Here is a 16,287-nt window from a genome sequence, read left to right on the forward strand (position 1 = left end):
ACCGTCGCTTGAACACCCAGAATGAATGACCGAATTATAAGTTTGACCGACTGGTTCCAGACCCCTCCGGGGCGCTACCTGCTCCAGTGGGAACAGGGTCAGTTCGACCGTTCGGTGGTGAACTTGTTCGGCTACAACGCGCTGCAGCTGGGGCTGCCGGAACTGCATGCTCTGGCGGCCAACCGGATGCCTCACCGATGGCTGGCCCTGCCAGAGGAAATGCTGAGCGCCGAGGACATTCCGACCGGACCGGCCAGCGACTCGGAACTCGCAGCCGAAGCCGCAGGGGAATCCTCCTCAGCGATCCCGCGCGTGGCGCTGGTGACCAACGCAGCGGCGCTTCCTTTTCCCGAAGCGAGTCTGGATCTGGTGGTGCTGCCCCACACCCTGGAGCTGAGCGCCGACCCGCACCATGTGCTGCGCGAGGTGGAGCGTGTGCTGGTGCCCGAAGGACGTGTGGTGGTGGCGGGTTTCAACCCCAACAGCTTCTGGGGGCTGCGCCAGAGCCGCGCGCGCCTGATGGGCCGCTTCGGCATCTCGGCGCTGGGTCTGTCGGAGCTGTACCTCCCCGAGGCCGGCGAGTTCATCGGGCCCGGGCGGTTGCGGGACTGGTTCCGCCTGCTGGGCCTCGAAGTCGAGTCGCACCACTTCGGGTGCTACCGGCCCGCAGTCCACAGCGACAAGTGGCTGCAGCGGTACGCCTGGATGGACCGCGCCGGTCCCCGCTGGTGGCCGATCTTCGGATCGGTCTATTTTTTTGTTGCGGTCAAGCGGGTGCGCGGCGTCCGCCTGCTGGGGCCCGCCTGGCGACCCCGGCGGGCCTCGGGCACCGCGCCCGTGACCATCGCAAACCGGCGCTGAGAGGCGCCTTTCTGGAGCATTGAATTTGAACCACGTGGTGATGTACACCGATGGGGCGTGCAAGGGCAACCCCGGTCCGGGCGGCTGGGGGGTCTACCTGAAATCGGGCGGGCACGAAAAGGAGTTGTGGGGTGGCGAGCGCGAGACCACCAACAACCGCATGGAGCTGACCGCGGTCATCGAAGGTCTGGCGGCTCTCAAGCGCCCCTGCACGGTGGCGCTCTATCTCGACAGCGAATACGTGCGCAAGGGCATTACCGAGTGGATACACGGCTGGAAGGCCAAGGGCTGGAAAACGGCCAGCCGGCAGCCGGTCAAGAACGCCGACCTCTGGCAGCGCCTGGACGCGCTGGTGCACCAGGGCACGCACAAGATCGAGTGGCACTGGGTCAAAGGACATGCCGGTGACCCGGGCAACGAGCGGGCCGATGCCCTGGCGAACCGGGGTGTGCCTGCCTGAGAGCCGCGTGATCCGATGAATCTCCGATGAACGGGCGACCGTTCGCCTGGGGCTTCGGGAACTTGCGCAGCGCAGCAGCGTCTGCGCTGATACATTGCGTTTCTTTCTCCGTCTCATTCGCAGCACGATTGCTGGTTGAGGGCTTCGCGGGCACGAAGAATACATGGCACAAAAACTCTACGTCTGGGTCGCGGTGGGCGGCATTGCGCTGGCGTCGGCCGGCGCCTGGTGGTTCCAAAACCGGCCCGTTTCAGGCGCACAGCAGGCCACGGCGGGCGGTGCCGCACCGGGCACACCCGCTCCCGCAGGTGCTGCCGGTGGGCGACCTGGCCAAGGCGGTGGGAGCATGCCGGGGGTCGAGGTCACCAAGGTCCAGACCCAACGGCTGCAGGACGATGCCCAGTCCGTCGGCACCCTGCGTTCGCGCCAGAGCGTGACCCTGCGGCCCGAGGTGGCCGGTCGCATCGTGCAGATCGCGGTGTCGGATGGTGCCCGGGTGCGCAAGGGCCAGTTGCTGGTGCAGATGGACGACACGTTGCAGAAGGCGGAACTGAGCCAGGCCCAGGCGCAGCTGTCGATTGCGCGCGCCAACCTCAAGCGCAACGAGGAGCTGGTGGCCCAGGCCTTCGTGGCCCAGCGGGTGCTCGATGAAAGCCGTGCCGCGCTGCAGGTGGCCGATGCCCAGGTGTCGCTGGCGCAGGCTCGGCTGGCGCGCATGCGCGTCGTGGCGCCCTTCGACGGCACGGTGGGCCTGATCAACATCAACCTCGGCGAATACGTCAAGGACGGTGCCGACCTGATCAACCTTGAAGACACCTCGCAGCTGACGGTGGACTTCCGCCTGCCCGAGCGCTACCAGAGCCTGGTGGCGGCGGGCCAGTCGGTGCAGGTTCAGCTGGATGCGCTGCCTGGCCAGAACTTTCAGGCCCGCATCCAGGCGGTCGACCCGCTGCTGGACGCCAACGGGCGCTCGGTGGCCGTGCGGGCGGTGCTGCCCTCGACCGCGGGCAAGGACCTGCGCCCGGGCATGTTCGCGCGGGTCAACACCGTGTTTTCGGTCAACGACGCGGCCCTGGTCGTGCCCGAGGAGGCCATCGTGCCGCAGGCGGGCAAGCAGTTCGTCATCAAGCTGCGCAAGGAAGGCGAGGGCGATGGCGCCAAGCTGGTCACCCAGCGCACCGAGGTCCGCATCGGCGTGCGCCGCGCCGGCCAGGTGGAAATCACCGACGGTGTGGCGGTGGGCGACACCGTGGTAGTCGCCGGGCAGCAGCGGCTGCAGCAGGACGGGACCGCCGTCCGTGTGGTGGACATGAGCCGGCCCGAAGCCGGCCAGCCAGGCGCTGGCAAGGGCGGGCCACCGGCCGGCGCTCCCGCCGCCAAGCCGGGTGATGCGCCTGCGGGCGGCAAACCGCCCGCCGCGGGCTGAGGCCGTTCCGCACCGCACAGGAACCAGACCATGCAACTGCCCGAGATTGCCATCCGCCGCCCGGTCTTCGCGAGCGTGCTGTCCCTGTTGATCCTGCTGGTGGGCCTGGTGGCCTTCCAGGGGCTCACGGTGCGCGAGTACCCCAAGATCGACGAACCGACGGTCACCGTCAGCACCACCTTCACCGGCGCTTCGAGCGAGGTGGTCGAGTCGCAGGTCAGCAAGCCGCTGGAAGATTCGATTGCCGGCATCGAAGGGGTGGACGTGATCACCTCCATCAGCCGCCAGGAGCGCAGCCAGATCACAGTGCGCTTCAAGCTCGAACGCGACCCCGACTCGGCTGCTGCCGATGTGCGCGACAAGGTCAGCCGGGTGAGGCAGCGCCTGCCGCAGGGCATCGACGAGCCGGTGATCGCGAAGGTGGAGGCCGATGCCTTTCCGGTGATCTGGCTGGCCCTGACCTCCGACACCCACAGCGCGCTGCAGCTGTCCGATCTGGCCAACCGCATCGCCAAGCCGGTGCTGCAGACCGCGCCGGGTGCTGCCGAGGTGCGGGTGTACGGCGAGCGCAAGTACTCCATGCGCATCTGGGCCGACCCCGACCGCCTCGCGGCCTATGGGCTCACGGTGCAGGACATCGAGGATGCGCTGCGGCGTTCCAACCTCGAAGTGCCGGCTGGTCGCATCGAGAGCAGTCAGCGCGAGTTCAACGTGACCGCCGCCACCGACCTGCAGACGCCGCAGCAGTTCCGCGACGTCACCATCCGCAACGTCAACGGCCTGCCGATCCGGCTGGGCGACGTGGCGCGGGTGGTGCAGGGCCCTCAGGACGAACGCAGCTCGGTGCGCCTGAACGGCCGCGACTCGGTGTCGCTGGGCGTGATCCGCCAGGCCACGGCCAACCCGCTGGAACTCTCGGCGGGAGTGCGCCAGTTGCTGGAGAAAGTCAAGGCCGACCTGCCGCCCGGCATCAACGTCGACATCGCCAACGACAATTCGGTCTTCATTGACCGCTCGATCAAGGCGGTCTACACCACCATCGCCGAAGCGGTGGTGCTGGTGGCACTGGTGATCTTCGTGTTCCTGCGAACGCTGCGCGCCTCCATCATTCCGCTGGTGACGATCCCTGTCAGCCTGGTCGGCTCCTTCGCGCTGATGGCGCTGTTCGGTTTTTCCATCAACACCCTGACGCTGCTGGCGCTGGTGCTGGCCATCGGTCTGGTGGTGGACGATGCCATCGTGGTGCTGGAGAACATCTACCGGCACATCGAGGAGGGAATGAAACCTTTCGACGCTGCCATCAGAGGGGCGCGCGAGATCGGCTTCGCGGTGGTGGCCATGACGCTGACGCTGGCGGCGGTGTACGCGCCGCTGGCCTTCACGCCCGGGCGCACCGGACGCCTGTTCGCCGAGTTTGCGCTTGCCCTGGCCGGCGCGGTGGTGGTTTCGGGCTTCGTGGCGCTGACGCTCTCGCCCATGATGAGCAGCAAGCTGCTGCGCCACAACCCCAACCCCGGCTGGTTCGACAGAGGCATGGAGCGCGTGCTGGTGGCCATCACCAACGGCTACAGCCGCATGCTGGCGGGTGCTCTGCGGGTGCGCTGGCTGGTGGTGGGCATCATGCTCGCCAGCGCGGTGGGCAGCTGGTGGCTGCTCAAGACCACCAAGCAGGAGCTGGCGCCGCTGGAGGACCGGGGCGTGATCCTGGTCAACATCAACGGCCCGGACGGCGCCACGCTGAACTACACGCGCCGTTACGCCGAAGCGGTCGAACGCATCGGACAGGACTACCCGGAGTTCGACCGCATCTTTGCCAACATCGGCAACCCGACCGTTGCCCAGGGTTCGGTGTTCCTGCGTGCCACACCCTGGGAAGAGCGGGAGCGCAGCACCCTGGAAATCGCGCGCGAGCTGCAGCCCAAGATCGGCGCGCTGCCGGGCATCAGCGCCTTCCCGATCACGCCGCCCTCGCTGGGCCAGGGCTTCCGCGAGCGGCCGATCAACTACGTCATCGTCACCAGCGACAGTTACGAAAACCTCTCGCGCACCGTGCGCCGCTTCCAGGACGAGATGGCGAAGTACCCCGGGTTCCAGCAGGTCGACACCGACCTGCGGCTGAACAAGCCGGAGATCCGCATGGACGTGGACCGCGAGCGCGCGGCCGACATGGGGGTGAGCGTGGACGCCATCGCCCGCACCGTGGAGACGCTGCTGGGCGGTCGCACCGTGACCCGCTACAAGCAGGGCGGCGAGCAATACGACGTGGTGGTGCAGACCGACCGCACGCAGCGCAGCGCGCCCGACGACATCGACCGCCTGTTCGTGCGTGGGCGGGGCGACGCCATGATTCCGCTGGCTTCACTGGTCAAGGTCAGCGAGGTGGTGGTGCCGCGCGAGCTCAACCACTTCGGTCAACGGCGCAGCGCCTCCATCACCGCCAACCTAGGTCCCGAGCTGGCGCTGGGCGATGCGCTGCAGATCATGAACACCATCGCGGCCGAGGTGCTGCCGCCGGGCTACACCACCGACCTCAACGGCCAGAGCCGGGAGTTCCGCAGCTCGTCGGGTTCGCTGGCCATCGTGTTCGCGCTGTCGCTGCTGTTCATCTTTCTGGTGCTGGCGGCCCAGTTCGAGAGCTTCGTCGACCCGTTCATCATCCTGCTGTCGGTGCCCTTGTCCATGCTCGGCGCGCTGCTGGCGTTGCGGCTTACGGGAGGCACACTCAACGTGTTCAGCCAGATTGGTCTGATCACCCTGGTGGGGCTGATCTCCAAGCACGGCATCCTGATCGTGGAGTTCGCCAACCAGCTGCGCGAGCAGGGCCAGTCCAAGCTGGAGGCCGTGACCGCAGCCGCCGCGCTGCGCCTGCGCCCCATCATGATGACCACTGGTGCCATGGTGCTCGGAGCCCTGCCGCTGGCGCTGGCCTCCGGCGCGGGCGCCGAGAGCCGCCAACAGATTGGCTGGGTCATCGTGGGCGGCATGTCGGTGGGCACGCTGCTGACCATCTTCGTGGTGCCGACCATGTACATGCTGCTGGCGCGCACCCGGCACGGCTCGCGCGTGCTGCCGCAGGAGACCGCCCAGGTTCCGTCGCATCCCGGTGACGTGCTGGTGGCCAAATGAGCTGGCTCGAACACCGGGTGCCGCCGCCCCTGGTGGGCCTGGTCACCGCGCTGCTGATGGTCTGGGCGGCCGGCGGTCCCGAGTGGCATGTGCCCACCGGGTCGAACGGACTGTCGTTGGCGCTGCTGGTGCTGGTCGGACTGTCGTTTGATCTCGCGGGGCTGCTGGCCTTCCGCGCGTCGCGCACCACGGTCAATCCGCTGCGCCCCGAGCGTGCCTCATCCTTGGTCACGCGCGGCGTCTACCGCATCACCCGCAACCCCATGTACGTCGGCATGGTGTTCCTGTTGCTGGCCTGGGGCGTCTACCTCGCGCACTGGCCGGCGCTGCTGTTGGGGCCGATGGCCTATGTCCTGTACCTCACCCGTTTCCAGATCGCGCCCGAAGAACGGGTGCTGCTGGGCCTGTTTGGCGAGGAGTACCGCACCTACATGGCGCGTGTGAGACGCTGGCTCTGAGTTGGCTCAGATCGCGCCATCGAACATCATCACGTCGACAGGATCGCCCACCGCCACGTTGCCCTGGTCGTGGTGCAGCACGATCAGGCCGTTGCCTTCGACCATCGAACGCAGCACGCCCGAGCCCTGGTTGCCGGTGGTGCGCACGCGCAGCGTGCCGTCCGCCTCGCGCGTGACGATGCCGCGCTGGTACTCGGTGCGGCCCGGCTTCTTGCGCAGCGCCTCGGCGCTGCGGGCCTGCAGCAGGACCGGCTCGCAGGCGGTGCAGCCCATCATGCGCTGCAGGGCCGGACGCACGAAGGCCAGGAAGGTGACCATCACGGCCACTGGGTTGCCAGGCAATCCGAAAAGCACCGACGACTTGCCCTCCTGGACGATCCGGCCCACGGCCATGGGCCGTCCGGGCCGCATCGCGATGCGCCAGAACGCCACGTCGCCCAGCTGCTTCATCATGGCCTTGGTGTGGTCGGCCTCGCCCATGCTCACGCCGCCGCTGGTGATGATGGCGTCGGCCTCGGTCGCAGCACGACGGAACGCTGCTTCGAGCGCGGCCGGCTCGTCCTTGACCACGCCCATGTCGAGGACCTCGATGCCCATGCGGGTGAGCAGGCCGAAGACGGTGTAGCGGTTGCTGTCGTAGACCGCGCCCTCGCGCGGCGCCTCGCCCAGGCTCAGGATCTCGTCGCCGGTTGAGAAGTACGCCACCTTCAGGCGCCGGAACACGGGGACGGTGGGCAGGCCCAGGCTGGCAATCAGGCCCAGCGCCGCCGGTCCCAGGGTCTGGCCGCGCGCCAGGGCGGGGCGGCCGGCCATCAGGTCTTCGCCAAGCAGGCGGCGGTTGTCGCCCTGGCGGACCACGTCGGCCGGCACGGTGACTGTCTCGCCCTCGACCTTCACGAACTCGATGGGCACCACGGTGTCGGTGCCGGCGGGCATGATGGCGCCGGTCATGATCTTCACGCAGTCGCCCGCACCCGCCTGGCCGCTCCAGGCCTGGCCTGCGTAGGCGGTGCCCAGGCAGCACAGCACCAGCGGCTGCCCCGGCTGCAACTGGCCGCCATCGAATGAGAAGCCGTCCATGGCCGAGTTGTCGTGCGGCGGCACACTGATCGGCGAAACCACATCCTCCGCCAGCACCCGCCCCAGGGCGCCGAACACGCCGCAAGCTTCTGTTTCGCTGACCGGTGTCACCAGTCGCGCCAGGAACTCGTTGACGTCTGCAGCCCTGAGGGCCTTCGGGTCGTAGCCCTGCAATTCGGCGGCAATCTGTTCAATCGTCTTCATCGGTCCATCACGGTTTTTCGAGTGCGTGCAGTTCATCCAGCGTGTTGGCATTGGCGAACGCCAGCGGGTCGTCGTCCGGGCGGTCGAACGGAACCACCACGGTGCGGTGCTGGCCGGTCCAGTGGTCGATCTTGCGGCCACCGCCGCGTGTGAAGTCGGCCAGGCTTTCGAGCAGGTCCACCTTCATCAGGCAGAACACCGGCTGGGACCGCCATTGCCCGTCGTCCTCGCGGGCGGCCGCCATGGCGATCTCTGTGTCGGGCGATTCAAAGGCTTGTGCCAGACGCCGTGCCAGGTCGAGCGGAAAGCGCGGCGAGTCGCAGGGCACGGTCAGCAGCCAGGGGGTTTCGCAGCGCTCCAGACCGGTGAGAAAGCCCGCCAGCGGTCCGGCGAAATTGTCGAGTGTGTCGGGCCACACCGGGGTGCCGAAGGCCTCGTAGGCCGAGAGGTTGCGGTTGGCGTTGACCATCAGGTCGCCGACCAGACCTCCTTCCTGCATCTGCAGCCGCATCAGCGCGTTCAGCGCCAGCGGCGTGCCGTGGAAGTTCTGCAGCCCCTTGTCAACGCCGCCCATGCGCGAGCCGCGCCCGCCGGCCAGGACCAGCCCGGTGATGTCTCCCGCTTGCATGGGTTCAGCCTCCGATGTAGCTCATTTCGATGCGGCGCCCGCCCGCGCCCTGGTCTGGCGGCATGGAGGCGCGCAGTTCCGAGTAGCGGTCGTCACGGCCCTGCCAGATGCCGGCGATGGCGCTGGCCAGTTCGGCGTCGCTGGCACCACCGCGCACCAGCGGCTTGAGATCATGTCCCTGGGTGGCGAACAGGCAGAGATAGAGCTTGCCTTCGGTGGAGAGTCGGGCGCGGTTGCAGTCGCGGCAGAAGGCCTGCGTCACGCTGCTGATCACGCCAATCTCGCCGCTGCCGTCGGCGTAGCCCCAGCGTTCGGCCGTTTCACCGGGCGCCGACGGGTCCAGCTGCACCAGCGGCAGTTCGCGGTGGATCAGCTGCACCACCTCGGCGCTGGGCATCACCTCGTCCATGCGCCAGCCGTTGGTGGCGCCCACGTCCATGTATTCGATGAAGCGCAGCACCGCACCGGTGCCCTTGAAGTGGCGCGCCATCGGCAGGATCTCGTGCTCGTTGGTGCCGCGTTTGACCACCATGTTGATCTTCACCGGGCCCAGTCCGGCCTCGCGCGCCGCCTCGATGCCGCGCAGCACATCGGCCACCGGGAAGTCGACATCGTTCATGGCGCGGAACACAGCGTCGTCCAGCCCGTCCAGGCTCACGGTGACGCGCCGCAGGCCAGCAGCTTTGAGGTCGCGCGCCTTGCGTTGCAGCAGCGAGCCGTTGGTGGTGAGCGTGATGTCCAGCGGCCGGCCTTCGGTGGTGCGCAGCGCGGCCAGCTGCTCGATCAGGATCTCGATGTTCTTGCGCAGCAGCGGCTCGCCACCGGTGAGGCGGACCTTCTGCACGCCATGGGCCACGAACTGGCGCGCAATGCGGGTGATTTCCTCGAAGCTGAGCAGGGCGCTGTGCGGCAGGTAGGGATAGTCCTTGTCGAAAATCGACTTGGGCATGCAGTAGCTGCAGCGGAAGTTGCAGCGGTCGGTGACGCTGATACGCAGGTCGCGCAGCGGCCGCCCGAGCGCATCGCCGAGCAGACCGGTGGCAGCAATCGGTGTGGTGGGAACGACCGCGGCGCGGGTCGTCATGCGTTGGTCGACCAGGGGAATCACGCGTTCGGACATGGCGAGATTATGGTCGACCCTGCATAGCCCAGCCTGGACACACGGGCTCTGGGCAGGGACAATGCCCGCGGGCACTCAGGCGCTGCTGCCTACCCGCACGAACACCTGGGCGTTGGCAGCCAGCCAGCGCTCGGACAGCTCGCTGTGTTGCTGGGTCGGGTGGAAGTCTCGGCGGAAATAGCGCTTCCATGGCGTGTAGCTGGTGCGCAGCAGCCCGTCGCGTCCGAGCAGGTGCCGGGCGGCGCTGCGCCAGGTGGACCAGCGCCACAGCGTGCCGTCGGCGCGCAGGTTGGAGACGGTCTGCCGAAGCGCGTCGCCGAGGAAGAACACGGTCACGCGGCGCATCCAGCGCAGCCGCCAGGCTTGACTGCCACCCAGGGCCTGGTAGATGTCGAAGGCTGTGGACTTGTGCTCGGCTTCCTCAGCGCTGTGCCACAACCACAGAGTTTTCAGCCGGGGTTCGCAGCCATCCAGCAACTCGGGGTGCGCGAGCATCCACTCGGCGAAGAGGGCTGTGAAATGTTCGTTGGCTGCCGTGATGGCCACACCGTGGCGCACATCGGCTCCGTCCATCCGTGCCAGCCGCCGACGCGCTCTGGGCTCCCAGTGGTTGGTCAGACCATGTTTCTCGATCTGGGCGTTGAACAAGGCGTGGATGCGTCGGTGCGTCGCCTCCTGGCCCACAAAGCCCTGGACCTCGTCGCGCAGCGGCGCCTGTTGTTCCGGTGGCAGGGCCTTGAAGCCGGCGCGCACCGAGTCGATGAAGAACTGCTCGCCGATCGGGAAGCTCATGGACAGGGCGTTGAACCAGGCGGTCAGGAATGCGTCACCGCCGCACCAGTGGCGTTCCACGGGCTGGTCCAGATCGATCAACAGGCGGCGTACGACAAGTTCGGTCATGACTTCAAGCCTTCAAGCGGTAGTTGGTACCGATTGGTACCAGATTCGTCATGGTCTTGCTTTCAGGCATGGGTGTCAAGCCGGCAAACCCTGTGGTCCCGCGGCCTAAGATGTCGGTCATGGCCTTGAACCAGACCGCACCAGAGACCTTCAACGGCAGCGAGCACCGGCGACGCCTTTTGCAGGCCATGGCCAGCATGGCCGCTACCAAGGGGCTGGCCGCGGTGACCATTGCCGACGTGGTGGGGGAGGCTGGCGTCTCCAAGCGTACGTTCTACGAGCACTTCGAGAGCAAGGACGCCTGTTTTCTGGAGCTGTACCAAGCGGTGAGCATGAACGCCCTGAAAACCCTGAGGGACTCGGTGTCGGCCGAGCGGCCCTGGCAGCAGCAACTGGAGCAAGCACTGCAGGCCTATCTCACGCACATGGCGGCCAGCCCCGAGCTGCTGCGCACGCTGTTCATCGAGATCCACCACCTGGGAGTGGCGGGCGAACGGGCTCGCAGGGACGTCATGGACGCGTTGGCCTCGTTCATGGTGGAGACCCTTGGCCGCGGGCCGGGGGAAAGCGCCATCGACGAAGGACTGGCTCTGGCCGCGGTGGGCGGCATCAACGAACTGATCCTGCAGGCCATCGAACAGGGGCGGGTGGCGGAACTGCCCGCCATGACGCCAGTGGCCAGCGAAGTGGTGCGTCGTCTGGCGCGTTCGCACTAGGCATGAACAGAAGCCTGCTCCGGGGCCGTGCGCTGTGGCGGTCGGAGCAGGCGTAGACGGCGTCAGACCATCGGCAGCAGCGGCACGATGAGCAGCGCCACGATGTTGATGATCTTGATCAGCGGGTTCACGGCCGGGCCGGCGGTGTCCTTGTAGGGGTCGCCCACGGTGTCACCGGTCACGGCCGCCTTGTGGGCTTCGCTGCCCTTGCCGCCGTGGTGGCCGTCCTCGATGTACTTCTTCGCGTTGTCCCAGGCACCACCGCCGGTGCACATGGAGATGGCGACGAAGAGACCGGTCACGATGGTGCCCATGAGCAGACCGCCGAGTGCCTTCGGACCCAGGAACACCCCCACCAGGATCGGCACCACCACCGGCAGCAGGCTGGGCACGATCATTTCCTTGATGGCCGCGCCCGTCAGCATGCCCACGGCCTTGCCGTATTCGGGCTTGGCCGTGCCTTCCATGATGCCCGGGATCTCCTTGAACTGGCGGCGCACCTCGACCACCACGGCACCGGCCGCGCGGCCCACGGCCTCCATTGCCATGGCGCCAAACAGGTAAGGGATCAGGCCACCGATGAACAGGCCGATGATCACCAGTGGATCGCTCAGGTCGAAGCTCACGCTCTGGCCATAGGTTTCGAGCTTGTGGGTGTAGTCGGCAAACAGCACCAGCGAGGCCAGGCCTGCCGAGCCGATGGCGTAGCCCTTGGTCACGGCCTTGGTGGTGTTGCCCACGGCATCCAGCGGATCGGTGATGTCGCGCACGCTGCTGGGCAGCTCGGCCATCTCGGCAATGCCGCCCGCGTTGTCGGTGATGGGGCCGTAGGCGTCCAGCGCAACCACGATACCGGCCATGCTGAGCATGGAGGTGGCGGCCACCGCAATGCCGTACAGGCCGGCCAGCGAGTAGGCGGCCATGATGGCCACGCAGACGAACAGCACCGGCCAGGCGGTGGAGCGCATCGACACACCCAAGCCCGCGATGATGTTGGTGCCGTGCCCGGTGGTGGACGCCTGGGCGATGTGGCGCACCGGCGAGTACTGGGTGCCGGTGTAGAACTCGGTGATCCACACCAGCGCAGCGGTCAGCACCAGGCCCACCACCGTGGCCCCGAACAGGCGCATCTGGCTGCCGGCGGCGGCAATGGCGTTGTCCGGAATGATGGCAGTGGTCACGAAATAGAAGGCGATCAGCGAGAGCACGCCAGCGATGGCCAGGCCTTTGTAGAGCGCGGGCATGACGTTCTTCATGCCTGGGCTGGCCTTGACGAAGAAGCAGCCGATGATGGACGCGATGATGGACACGCCGCCCAGCACCAGCGGGTACAGCACGGCCTGCATCGGTGCGGCCACGACCATCAGGGCGCCCAGCACCATGGTGGCGATCAGCGTGACCGCATAGGTCTCGAACAGGTCGGCCGCCATGCCGGCGCAGTCGCCGACGTTGTCGCCCACGTTGTCGGCGATCACGGCCGGGTTGCGGGGGTCGTCCTCGGGAATGCCGGCCTCCACCTTGCCCACCAGGTCGGCGCCGACGTCGGCACCCTTGGTGAAGATGCCGCCGCCCAGTCGCGCGAAGATCGAGATCAGCGACGAGCCGAAGGCAAAACCGATCAGCGGGTTGAGCAGCTTGGCCAGGTTCTTGTCGGGCGTGAGGTTGCCGTTGCCCACCAGGAACCAGAAGAAGCCCGCCACCCCCAGCAGGCCCAGACCCACCACCAGCATGCCGGTGATGGCCCCGCCGCGGAAGGCCACGTCCAGCGCCGGGCCGATGCCCTTGGTGGCGGCCTGTGCGGTGCGCACATTGGCCCGCACCGAGATGTTCATGCCGATGAAGCCGCAGGCGCCCGAGAGCACAGCGCCCAGCACGAAACCGATGGCCGTGGGGCCGTCAAGAAACACGCCGATCAGCACGGCCAGCACGACACCGACGATGCCGATGGTGGTGTATTGCTTGGCGAGGTAGGCGGCAGCGCCGGCCTGGATGGCACCGGCGATTTCCTGCATGCGGGCGTTGCCCGGGTCTTGGGAAAGAATCCAACTGCGGGACCAGAAACCATAGACCACGGCCACCAGCCCGCACACCAGCGCAAAGATCAGCGCAGTTTGTCCAACCATAGATTTCTCCTGCTCCGTAACGTTTGACTTGGAGGGGGCAACGCTGAGAGGACTACCCCCGCTGCGTTGCTTCCTCGCGTCCGTCACGCACCCGGGGCGGGTGGGGCAGGGCGATTGGCCAACGAAGTGAATGTAGCGGGAATTGCTTCAGACACGAACTGATATGGATCAGGAAGTCAGGTTGGAATCAGTAAAATCAGGGTTAATCACTAGCGTTTTCTTCAACTTTCCAAAGAACCCATGTCTCTCGACAACGTCACCCCTGGCGACAAGATCCCCGAAGCGTTCAACGTCATCATCGAGATCCCCATGAACGGCGATCCGATCAAGTACGAAGTGGACAAGGAATCGGGCGCGATCTTCGTGGACCGTTTCATGAACACCGCCATGCACTACCCGACCAACTATGGTTATGTGCCCAAGACCATCGCCGGCGACGGCGACCCGGTCGATGTGCTGGTGGTCACCCCCGTGCCGCTGATGCCTGGTGTCGTGGTGCCCTGCCGCGCCATCGGCATCCTGAAGATGACCGACGAAGCTGGTGAGGATGGCAAGGTGCTGGCCGTGCCGACGAACAAGATCCTGTCGCTCTACAGCCGCTGGACGAAGCCGGAAGACCTGAACCCGATGCGCCTGAAAGCCATCGAACACTTCTTCGAGCACTACAAGGATCTGGAGCAGGGCAAGTGGGTCAAGGTCGCGGGCTGGGAAGGTCCCGAGTCTGCGCACAAGGAAATCATGGACGGCATCGCTGCATACAACAAGGCGCAGGGCTGATCTTTCACCGCCACCTTCGAGGTGTCGGGCGCAAAAAAGCCTGCCAAGTGGCAGGCTTTTTTTGTGGGCGCAGCAGAGGGGGTCAGTTCTGCGCTGCGTCGATGTCGCCCCGGTACTCGATCTTGCCGCGCACCCGGGCGCGCGGATGAATGTCGATCAGCTCGTCGTAGCTGGCGTCGCCGATCAGCGTGGCCGAGCCGGTGATTTCCAGCGCCTTGCGGGCGATCACGGCGCCGATCACCTTGCCTTCGATGAACACATAGTCGGCCTCGAGCCGGGTGTTCTCGATCACGCCAGTGGCGCCCACATGCAGGGTGCCGCCGGTTTCGAAGGTGATGTTGCCTTTGAGCTGGCCGTCGACCTTGATGCCCTGGTCGCGCGTGGTGTGAAAGTTGCCGTCGAACACGGCGCCTTCGGCGATCAAGCTGGTGATGGCGGAAAGGCGCTCGGCCGGAACGAGGCGCGTGGACGCAGGGTTGTGGCTCATGAGATCAGGGCTCCTTGCTGTGCAACCAGTTTTCAGGGGTGAGGGTGAGTGTATCGGGAGATGTCAGCGCTTCAACGGCTGTTGTCGTTGCGTTGGCGGCGAATTCAAGCTGCGCGTTGGCGTGCAGATTCAGCGGCGTCCAGTCAGTTTCGGCAATGGACTCCGGAGGGTCCACAGCAGCCGGCAAGGGCGCGTACATCGCAGCCTCTGCTTCGATCATTCGTGGCTCGGCTGCTGCGGGCGTTGCCGGGAGCCAGCCTGCCAGGTAGCCCGCGGCGAACAGCAGTGCCAGTGCGGCCACCAGCCAGGGCAGGTACCGCAGGGCGAACCAGACGATCCAGCGCCAGACGATCCTGCGCCGTGCCACACGCCGGTCCCGGCGCCAGCTGGCCTGGAGCGCGGCCAGACGCACCGCCTCGGAGTCGGGGACCGACGACTGGCGGGGAGCTGGCGGTTGCTGGTGTTCGCTCCGCTGCCACTGCATGAGGCCGTCAGGTCACTTTCCGGGCGGGTGCCACGCGTTCGAGCGTGGCGTTCAGATCGGCGCCGTTGACCTGGATGCGCCCGTAGCGCACCAGTCCGTGAACGCTGGCGGAGTCGTGCAGGGACACTTCGCCCTGGCCCGAGTCGAGCACACCATCGGTGTGCCCCATGACGGAGATCTTGTGGGCGGTGATGTCCCCCTTGACGCGCCCGGTTTCGGTGACCACCACCGACACCTGGATGCCTTCGGCCTGCGTGAGGTTGCCATCAATCTGGCCCGCCACGCTGAACGGCCCCTTGAGCAGGGCGTTGCCCACAAAGTGCATGCCGTCGGCCAGCATGCTGCGGGCCGAGGCCACATCGGTCGCGTCGATCTCAGGCATGGTGCTGTCCTGAGCCTGCAGCATGGGAATCGGTTCTGCCATGGCCGGCGGCATGGCGCGGCCCACGTCCACCTCCAGCGCCTGCGGCAGGTCGGATGCAGGTTGCTGCTCCGGACTGGGCACGGCTGGGAAGCTGTTCTGGTCGTTCATCATGGTCTTGGATCCTGGGTGCTGTTCGAGGTGGCGTTCGGGAGGGATATAGCGGCGTGCTTTCATGATCGGCCTCCGGGTGCTCTCAAGGGCTGCTGGGACTGGACATCATGCAACACGGGCAGGGTGCTTCCCAACTTTAGCGTCTTGAACGGCCCGCGAAGATCCGCGCCCTCGTACAGCTGCAATCGTTTGGCCATCAGCGTGCCCGTGGACACACCGGTCTGGGCTACATAGGCCATGCCGTGGCATTCGAGCTGCGTGTCCTGCGCCGAACCTTCGGTCACGCCGAGCTGGCCAAACAGGTACAGGTCGCCCTGCACGCGCACCGTGCCCCGCACCACGCCACCCTTCCAGATGATGAGCCGACCGTTGACCCGAATCTGCCCGGAGATTTCTCCCTGGACCAGCAGACCGCCTTCGAACAGCAAGTCTCCCTCCAGCCGGCTCCCGGCAGCCACCCGGTTGACCACGTTCATGGCGATCGGGTCGATCGTCAGCGTGTCCTGTGGCAACTTTATTTCCACAGCAGCAGCCCCCAGGACACGGCCGACCCGGTCAGCGACAGCAAACCCAGAACCGCCACCCACAGCGCATGACGCTCCATCAGGCGGCGGACACGACCCGGCCGGGTCCTCGCGGTCCCGGGTGGTGTGGCATGGCTGAGCAGCGCCCATTCCTGCCAGAGCTGGCTCAGACGGCTTTCGCCGGTGGCCAGATTGATGTGCAGGCCTTCCGCTTGTGAACCACCGGGCTGGCGGCGCCGGCCGAGCAGGACAGTGAACGGCGCGCCCACAACGGTCTGGGTGAAGAAGGCGTCAGTCGGGTCCATGGTTCTCGATTGTAGGGAGAGCGTAACAAGTCGCTGAGAGAGTTTGCGCAGGTCGAGTGCCACGAAGCATTCG

17 protein-coding genes are annotated in these 16,287 nt (G+C 66.6%); 7 read left to right on the forward strand and 10 right to left on the reverse strand.

Annotated elements, in window-relative coordinates; genetic code table 11:
- Positions 1-21: 21 nt before the first annotated feature.
- From BC358_RS10295 to BC358_RS10315, 5 genes are all read left to right on the forward strand, one after another.
- Entirely contained in the window at positions 22-861 is an 840-nt protein-coding gene (locus BC358_RS10295) for a class I SAM-dependent methyltransferase (protein WP_079365745.1), read from the forward strand.
- Between the two features lie 25 nt (positions 862-886).
- On the forward strand, positions 887-1,321 hold the full coding sequence (gene rnhA / locus BC358_RS10300) for a ribonuclease HI (RefSeq protein WP_079365746.1): 435 nt from the start codon (positions 887-889) through the stop codon (positions 1,319-1,321).
- A 163-nt stretch (positions 1,322-1,484) separates the two neighbouring features.
- The gene (locus BC358_RS10305; RefSeq protein ID WP_079365747.1) at positions 1,485-2,747 is read left to right on the forward strand and encodes an efflux RND transporter periplasmic adaptor subunit; all 1,263 of its coding nucleotides are present in this window, start codon (positions 1,485-1,487) and stop codon (positions 2,745-2,747) included.
- A gap of 30 nt (positions 2,748-2,777) precedes the next feature.
- Complete coding sequence (locus BC358_RS10310; RefSeq protein WP_066151262.1) at positions 2,778-5,873, forward strand: efflux RND transporter permease subunit; 3,096 nt, start codon at positions 2,778-2,780, stop codon at positions 5,871-5,873.
- Positions 5,870-6,331, forward strand: coding sequence for an isoprenylcysteine carboxylmethyltransferase family protein (locus BC358_RS10315; RefSeq protein ID WP_079365748.1), 462 nt, complete (start codon positions 5,870-5,872; stop codon positions 6,329-6,331). The genes BC358_RS10310 and BC358_RS10315 overlap by 4 nt, the downstream gene beginning before the upstream one ends.
- A 6-nt stretch (positions 6,332-6,337) precedes the next feature.
- On the opposite strand, the gene glp is transcribed toward BC358_RS10315, so the two are convergent.
- The 4 genes from glp to BC358_RS10335 form a co-directional block, all read right to left on the reverse strand.
- A complete protein-coding gene (glp, locus tag BC358_RS10320) occupies positions 6,338-7,615 on the reverse strand; it encodes a gephyrin-like molybdotransferase Glp (RefSeq protein ID WP_079365749.1) in 1,278 nt (425 codons plus the stop codon).
- A 7-nt stretch (positions 7,616-7,622) separates the two neighbouring features.
- A complete protein-coding gene (mobA, locus tag BC358_RS10325) occupies positions 7,623-8,243 on the reverse strand; it encodes a molybdenum cofactor guanylyltransferase MobA (RefSeq protein WP_079365750.1) in 621 nt (206 codons plus the stop codon).
- A gap of 4 nt (positions 8,244-8,247) precedes the next feature.
- On the reverse strand, positions 8,248-9,363 hold the full coding sequence (moaA, locus tag BC358_RS10330) for a GTP 3',8-cyclase MoaA (protein ID WP_079365751.1): 1,116 nt from the start codon (positions 9,361-9,363) through the stop codon (positions 8,248-8,250).
- A gap of 75 nt (positions 9,364-9,438) precedes the next feature.
- The gene (locus BC358_RS10335; RefSeq protein WP_066151249.1) at positions 9,439-10,263 is read right to left on the reverse strand and encodes a metal-dependent hydrolase; all 825 of its coding nucleotides are present in this window, start codon (positions 10,261-10,263) and stop codon (positions 9,439-9,441) included.
- Between the two features lie 119 nt (positions 10,264-10,382).
- On the opposite strand from BC358_RS10335, the gene BC358_RS10340 reads away from it, so the two are divergent.
- Complete coding sequence (locus BC358_RS10340) at positions 10,383-10,979, forward strand: TetR/AcrR family transcriptional regulator (RefSeq protein ID WP_127806108.1); 597 nt, start codon at positions 10,383-10,385, stop codon at positions 10,977-10,979.
- 62 nt (positions 10,980-11,041) lie between these two features.
- Here the strand turns inward: BC358_RS10340 and BC358_RS10345 are convergent, their stop codons facing one another.
- Positions 11,042-13,102 carry a sodium-translocating pyrophosphatase gene (locus BC358_RS10345; RefSeq protein WP_079365753.1) on the reverse strand — a complete coding sequence of 687 codons (2,061 nt, stop codon included), beginning with the start codon at positions 13,100-13,102 and terminating at the stop codon, positions 11,042-11,044.
- A 240-nt stretch (positions 13,103-13,342) separates the two neighbouring features.
- On the opposite strand from BC358_RS10345, the gene ppa reads away from it, so the two are divergent.
- A complete protein-coding gene (gene ppa, locus BC358_RS10350) occupies positions 13,343-13,879 on the forward strand; it encodes an inorganic diphosphatase (protein WP_066151241.1) in 537 nt (178 codons plus the stop codon).
- Between the two features lie 82 nt (positions 13,880-13,961).
- Here ppa and BC358_RS10355 read toward each other — a convergent pair whose 3' ends face one another.
- The 5 genes from BC358_RS10355 to BC358_RS10375 are packed head-to-tail and all read right to left on the reverse strand — an operon-like array spanning position 13,962 to position 16,214.
- The gene (locus tag BC358_RS10355; protein ID WP_066151238.1) at positions 13,962-14,366 is read right to left on the reverse strand and encodes a polymer-forming cytoskeletal protein; all 405 of its coding nucleotides are present in this window, start codon (positions 14,364-14,366) and stop codon (positions 13,962-13,964) included.
- Between the two features lie 4 nt (positions 14,367-14,370).
- Entirely contained in the window at positions 14,371-14,850 is a 480-nt protein-coding gene (locus BC358_RS10360) for a hypothetical protein (RefSeq protein WP_079365754.1), read from the reverse strand.
- Between the two features lie 7 nt (positions 14,851-14,857).
- The gene (locus BC358_RS10365; protein ID WP_079365755.1) at positions 14,858-15,448 is read right to left on the reverse strand and encodes a polymer-forming cytoskeletal protein; all 591 of its coding nucleotides are present in this window, start codon (positions 15,446-15,448) and stop codon (positions 14,858-14,860) included.
- A complete protein-coding gene (locus BC358_RS10370; protein WP_241559558.1) occupies positions 15,445-15,897 on the reverse strand; it encodes a polymer-forming cytoskeletal protein in 453 nt (150 codons plus the stop codon). Before BC358_RS10370 ends, BC358_RS10365 begins: the two co-directional genes overlap by 4 nt.
- A gap of 2 nt (positions 15,898-15,899) precedes the next feature.
- Positions 15,900-16,214, reverse strand: a complete 315-nt coding sequence (locus BC358_RS10375; protein ID WP_079365756.1) for a hypothetical protein — start codon at positions 16,212-16,214, stop codon at positions 15,900-15,902.
- Positions 16,215-16,287: the final 73 nt, after the last annotated feature.

This window comes from Hydrogenophaga sp. H7, from assembly GCF_002025745.1.
Classification (GTDB): Bacteria; Pseudomonadota; Gammaproteobacteria; order Burkholderiales; family Burkholderiaceae_C; genus Hydrogenophaga; species Hydrogenophaga pseudoflava.

Excerpts from the sequence above, each read along its gene's own strand:
- BC358_RS10295 (WP_079365745.1), top strand. The coding sequence starts at position 22 with ATGAATGACCGAATTATAAGTTTGACCGACTGGTTCCAGACCCCTCCG.
- BC358_RS10305 (WP_079365747.1), top strand. The coding sequence starts at position 1,485 with ATGGCACAAAAACTCTACGTCTGGGTCGCGGTGGGCGGCATTGCGCTG.
- BC358_RS10310 (WP_066151262.1), top strand. The coding sequence starts at position 2,778 with ATGCAACTGCCCGAGATTGCCATCCGCCGCCCGGTCTTCGCGAGCGTG.
- BC358_RS10315 (WP_079365748.1), top strand. The coding sequence starts at position 5,870 with ATGAGCTGGCTCGAACACCGGGTGCCGCCGCCCCTGGTGGGCCTGGTC.
- glp (WP_079365749.1), bottom strand. The coding sequence starts at position 7,615 with ATGAAGACGATTGAACAGATTGCCGCCGAATTGCAGGGCTACGACCCG.
- mobA (WP_079365750.1), bottom strand. The coding sequence starts at position 8,243 with ATGCAAGCGGGAGACATCACCGGGCTGGTCCTGGCCGGCGGGCGCGGC.
- moaA (WP_079365751.1), bottom strand. The coding sequence starts at position 9,363 with ATGTCCGAACGCGTGATTCCCCTGGTCGACCAACGCATGACGACCCGC.
- BC358_RS10335 (WP_066151249.1), bottom strand. The coding sequence starts at position 10,263 with ATGACCGAACTTGTCGTACGCCGCCTGTTGATCGATCTGGACCAGCCC.
- BC358_RS10340 (WP_127806108.1), top strand. The coding sequence starts at position 10,383 with ATGGCCTTGAACCAGACCGCACCAGAGACCTTCAACGGCAGCGAGCAC.
- BC358_RS10345 (WP_079365753.1), bottom strand. The coding sequence starts at position 13,102 with ATGGTTGGACAAACTGCGCTGATCTTTGCGCTGGTGTGCGGGCTGGTG.
- ppa (WP_066151241.1), top strand. The coding sequence starts at position 13,343 with ATGTCTCTCGACAACGTCACCCCTGGCGACAAGATCCCCGAAGCGTTC.
- BC358_RS10355 (WP_066151238.1), bottom strand. The coding sequence starts at position 14,366 with ATGAGCCACAACCCTGCGTCCACGCGCCTCGTTCCGGCCGAGCGCCTT.
- BC358_RS10360 (WP_079365754.1), bottom strand. The coding sequence starts at position 14,850 with ATGCAGTGGCAGCGGAGCGAACACCAGCAACCGCCAGCTCCCCGCCAG.
- BC358_RS10365 (WP_079365755.1), bottom strand. The coding sequence starts at position 15,448 with ATGAAAGCACGCCGCTATATCCCTCCCGAACGCCACCTCGAACAGCAC.
- BC358_RS10375 (WP_079365756.1), bottom strand. The coding sequence starts at position 16,214 with ATGGACCCGACTGACGCCTTCTTCACCCAGACCGTTGTGGGCGCGCCG.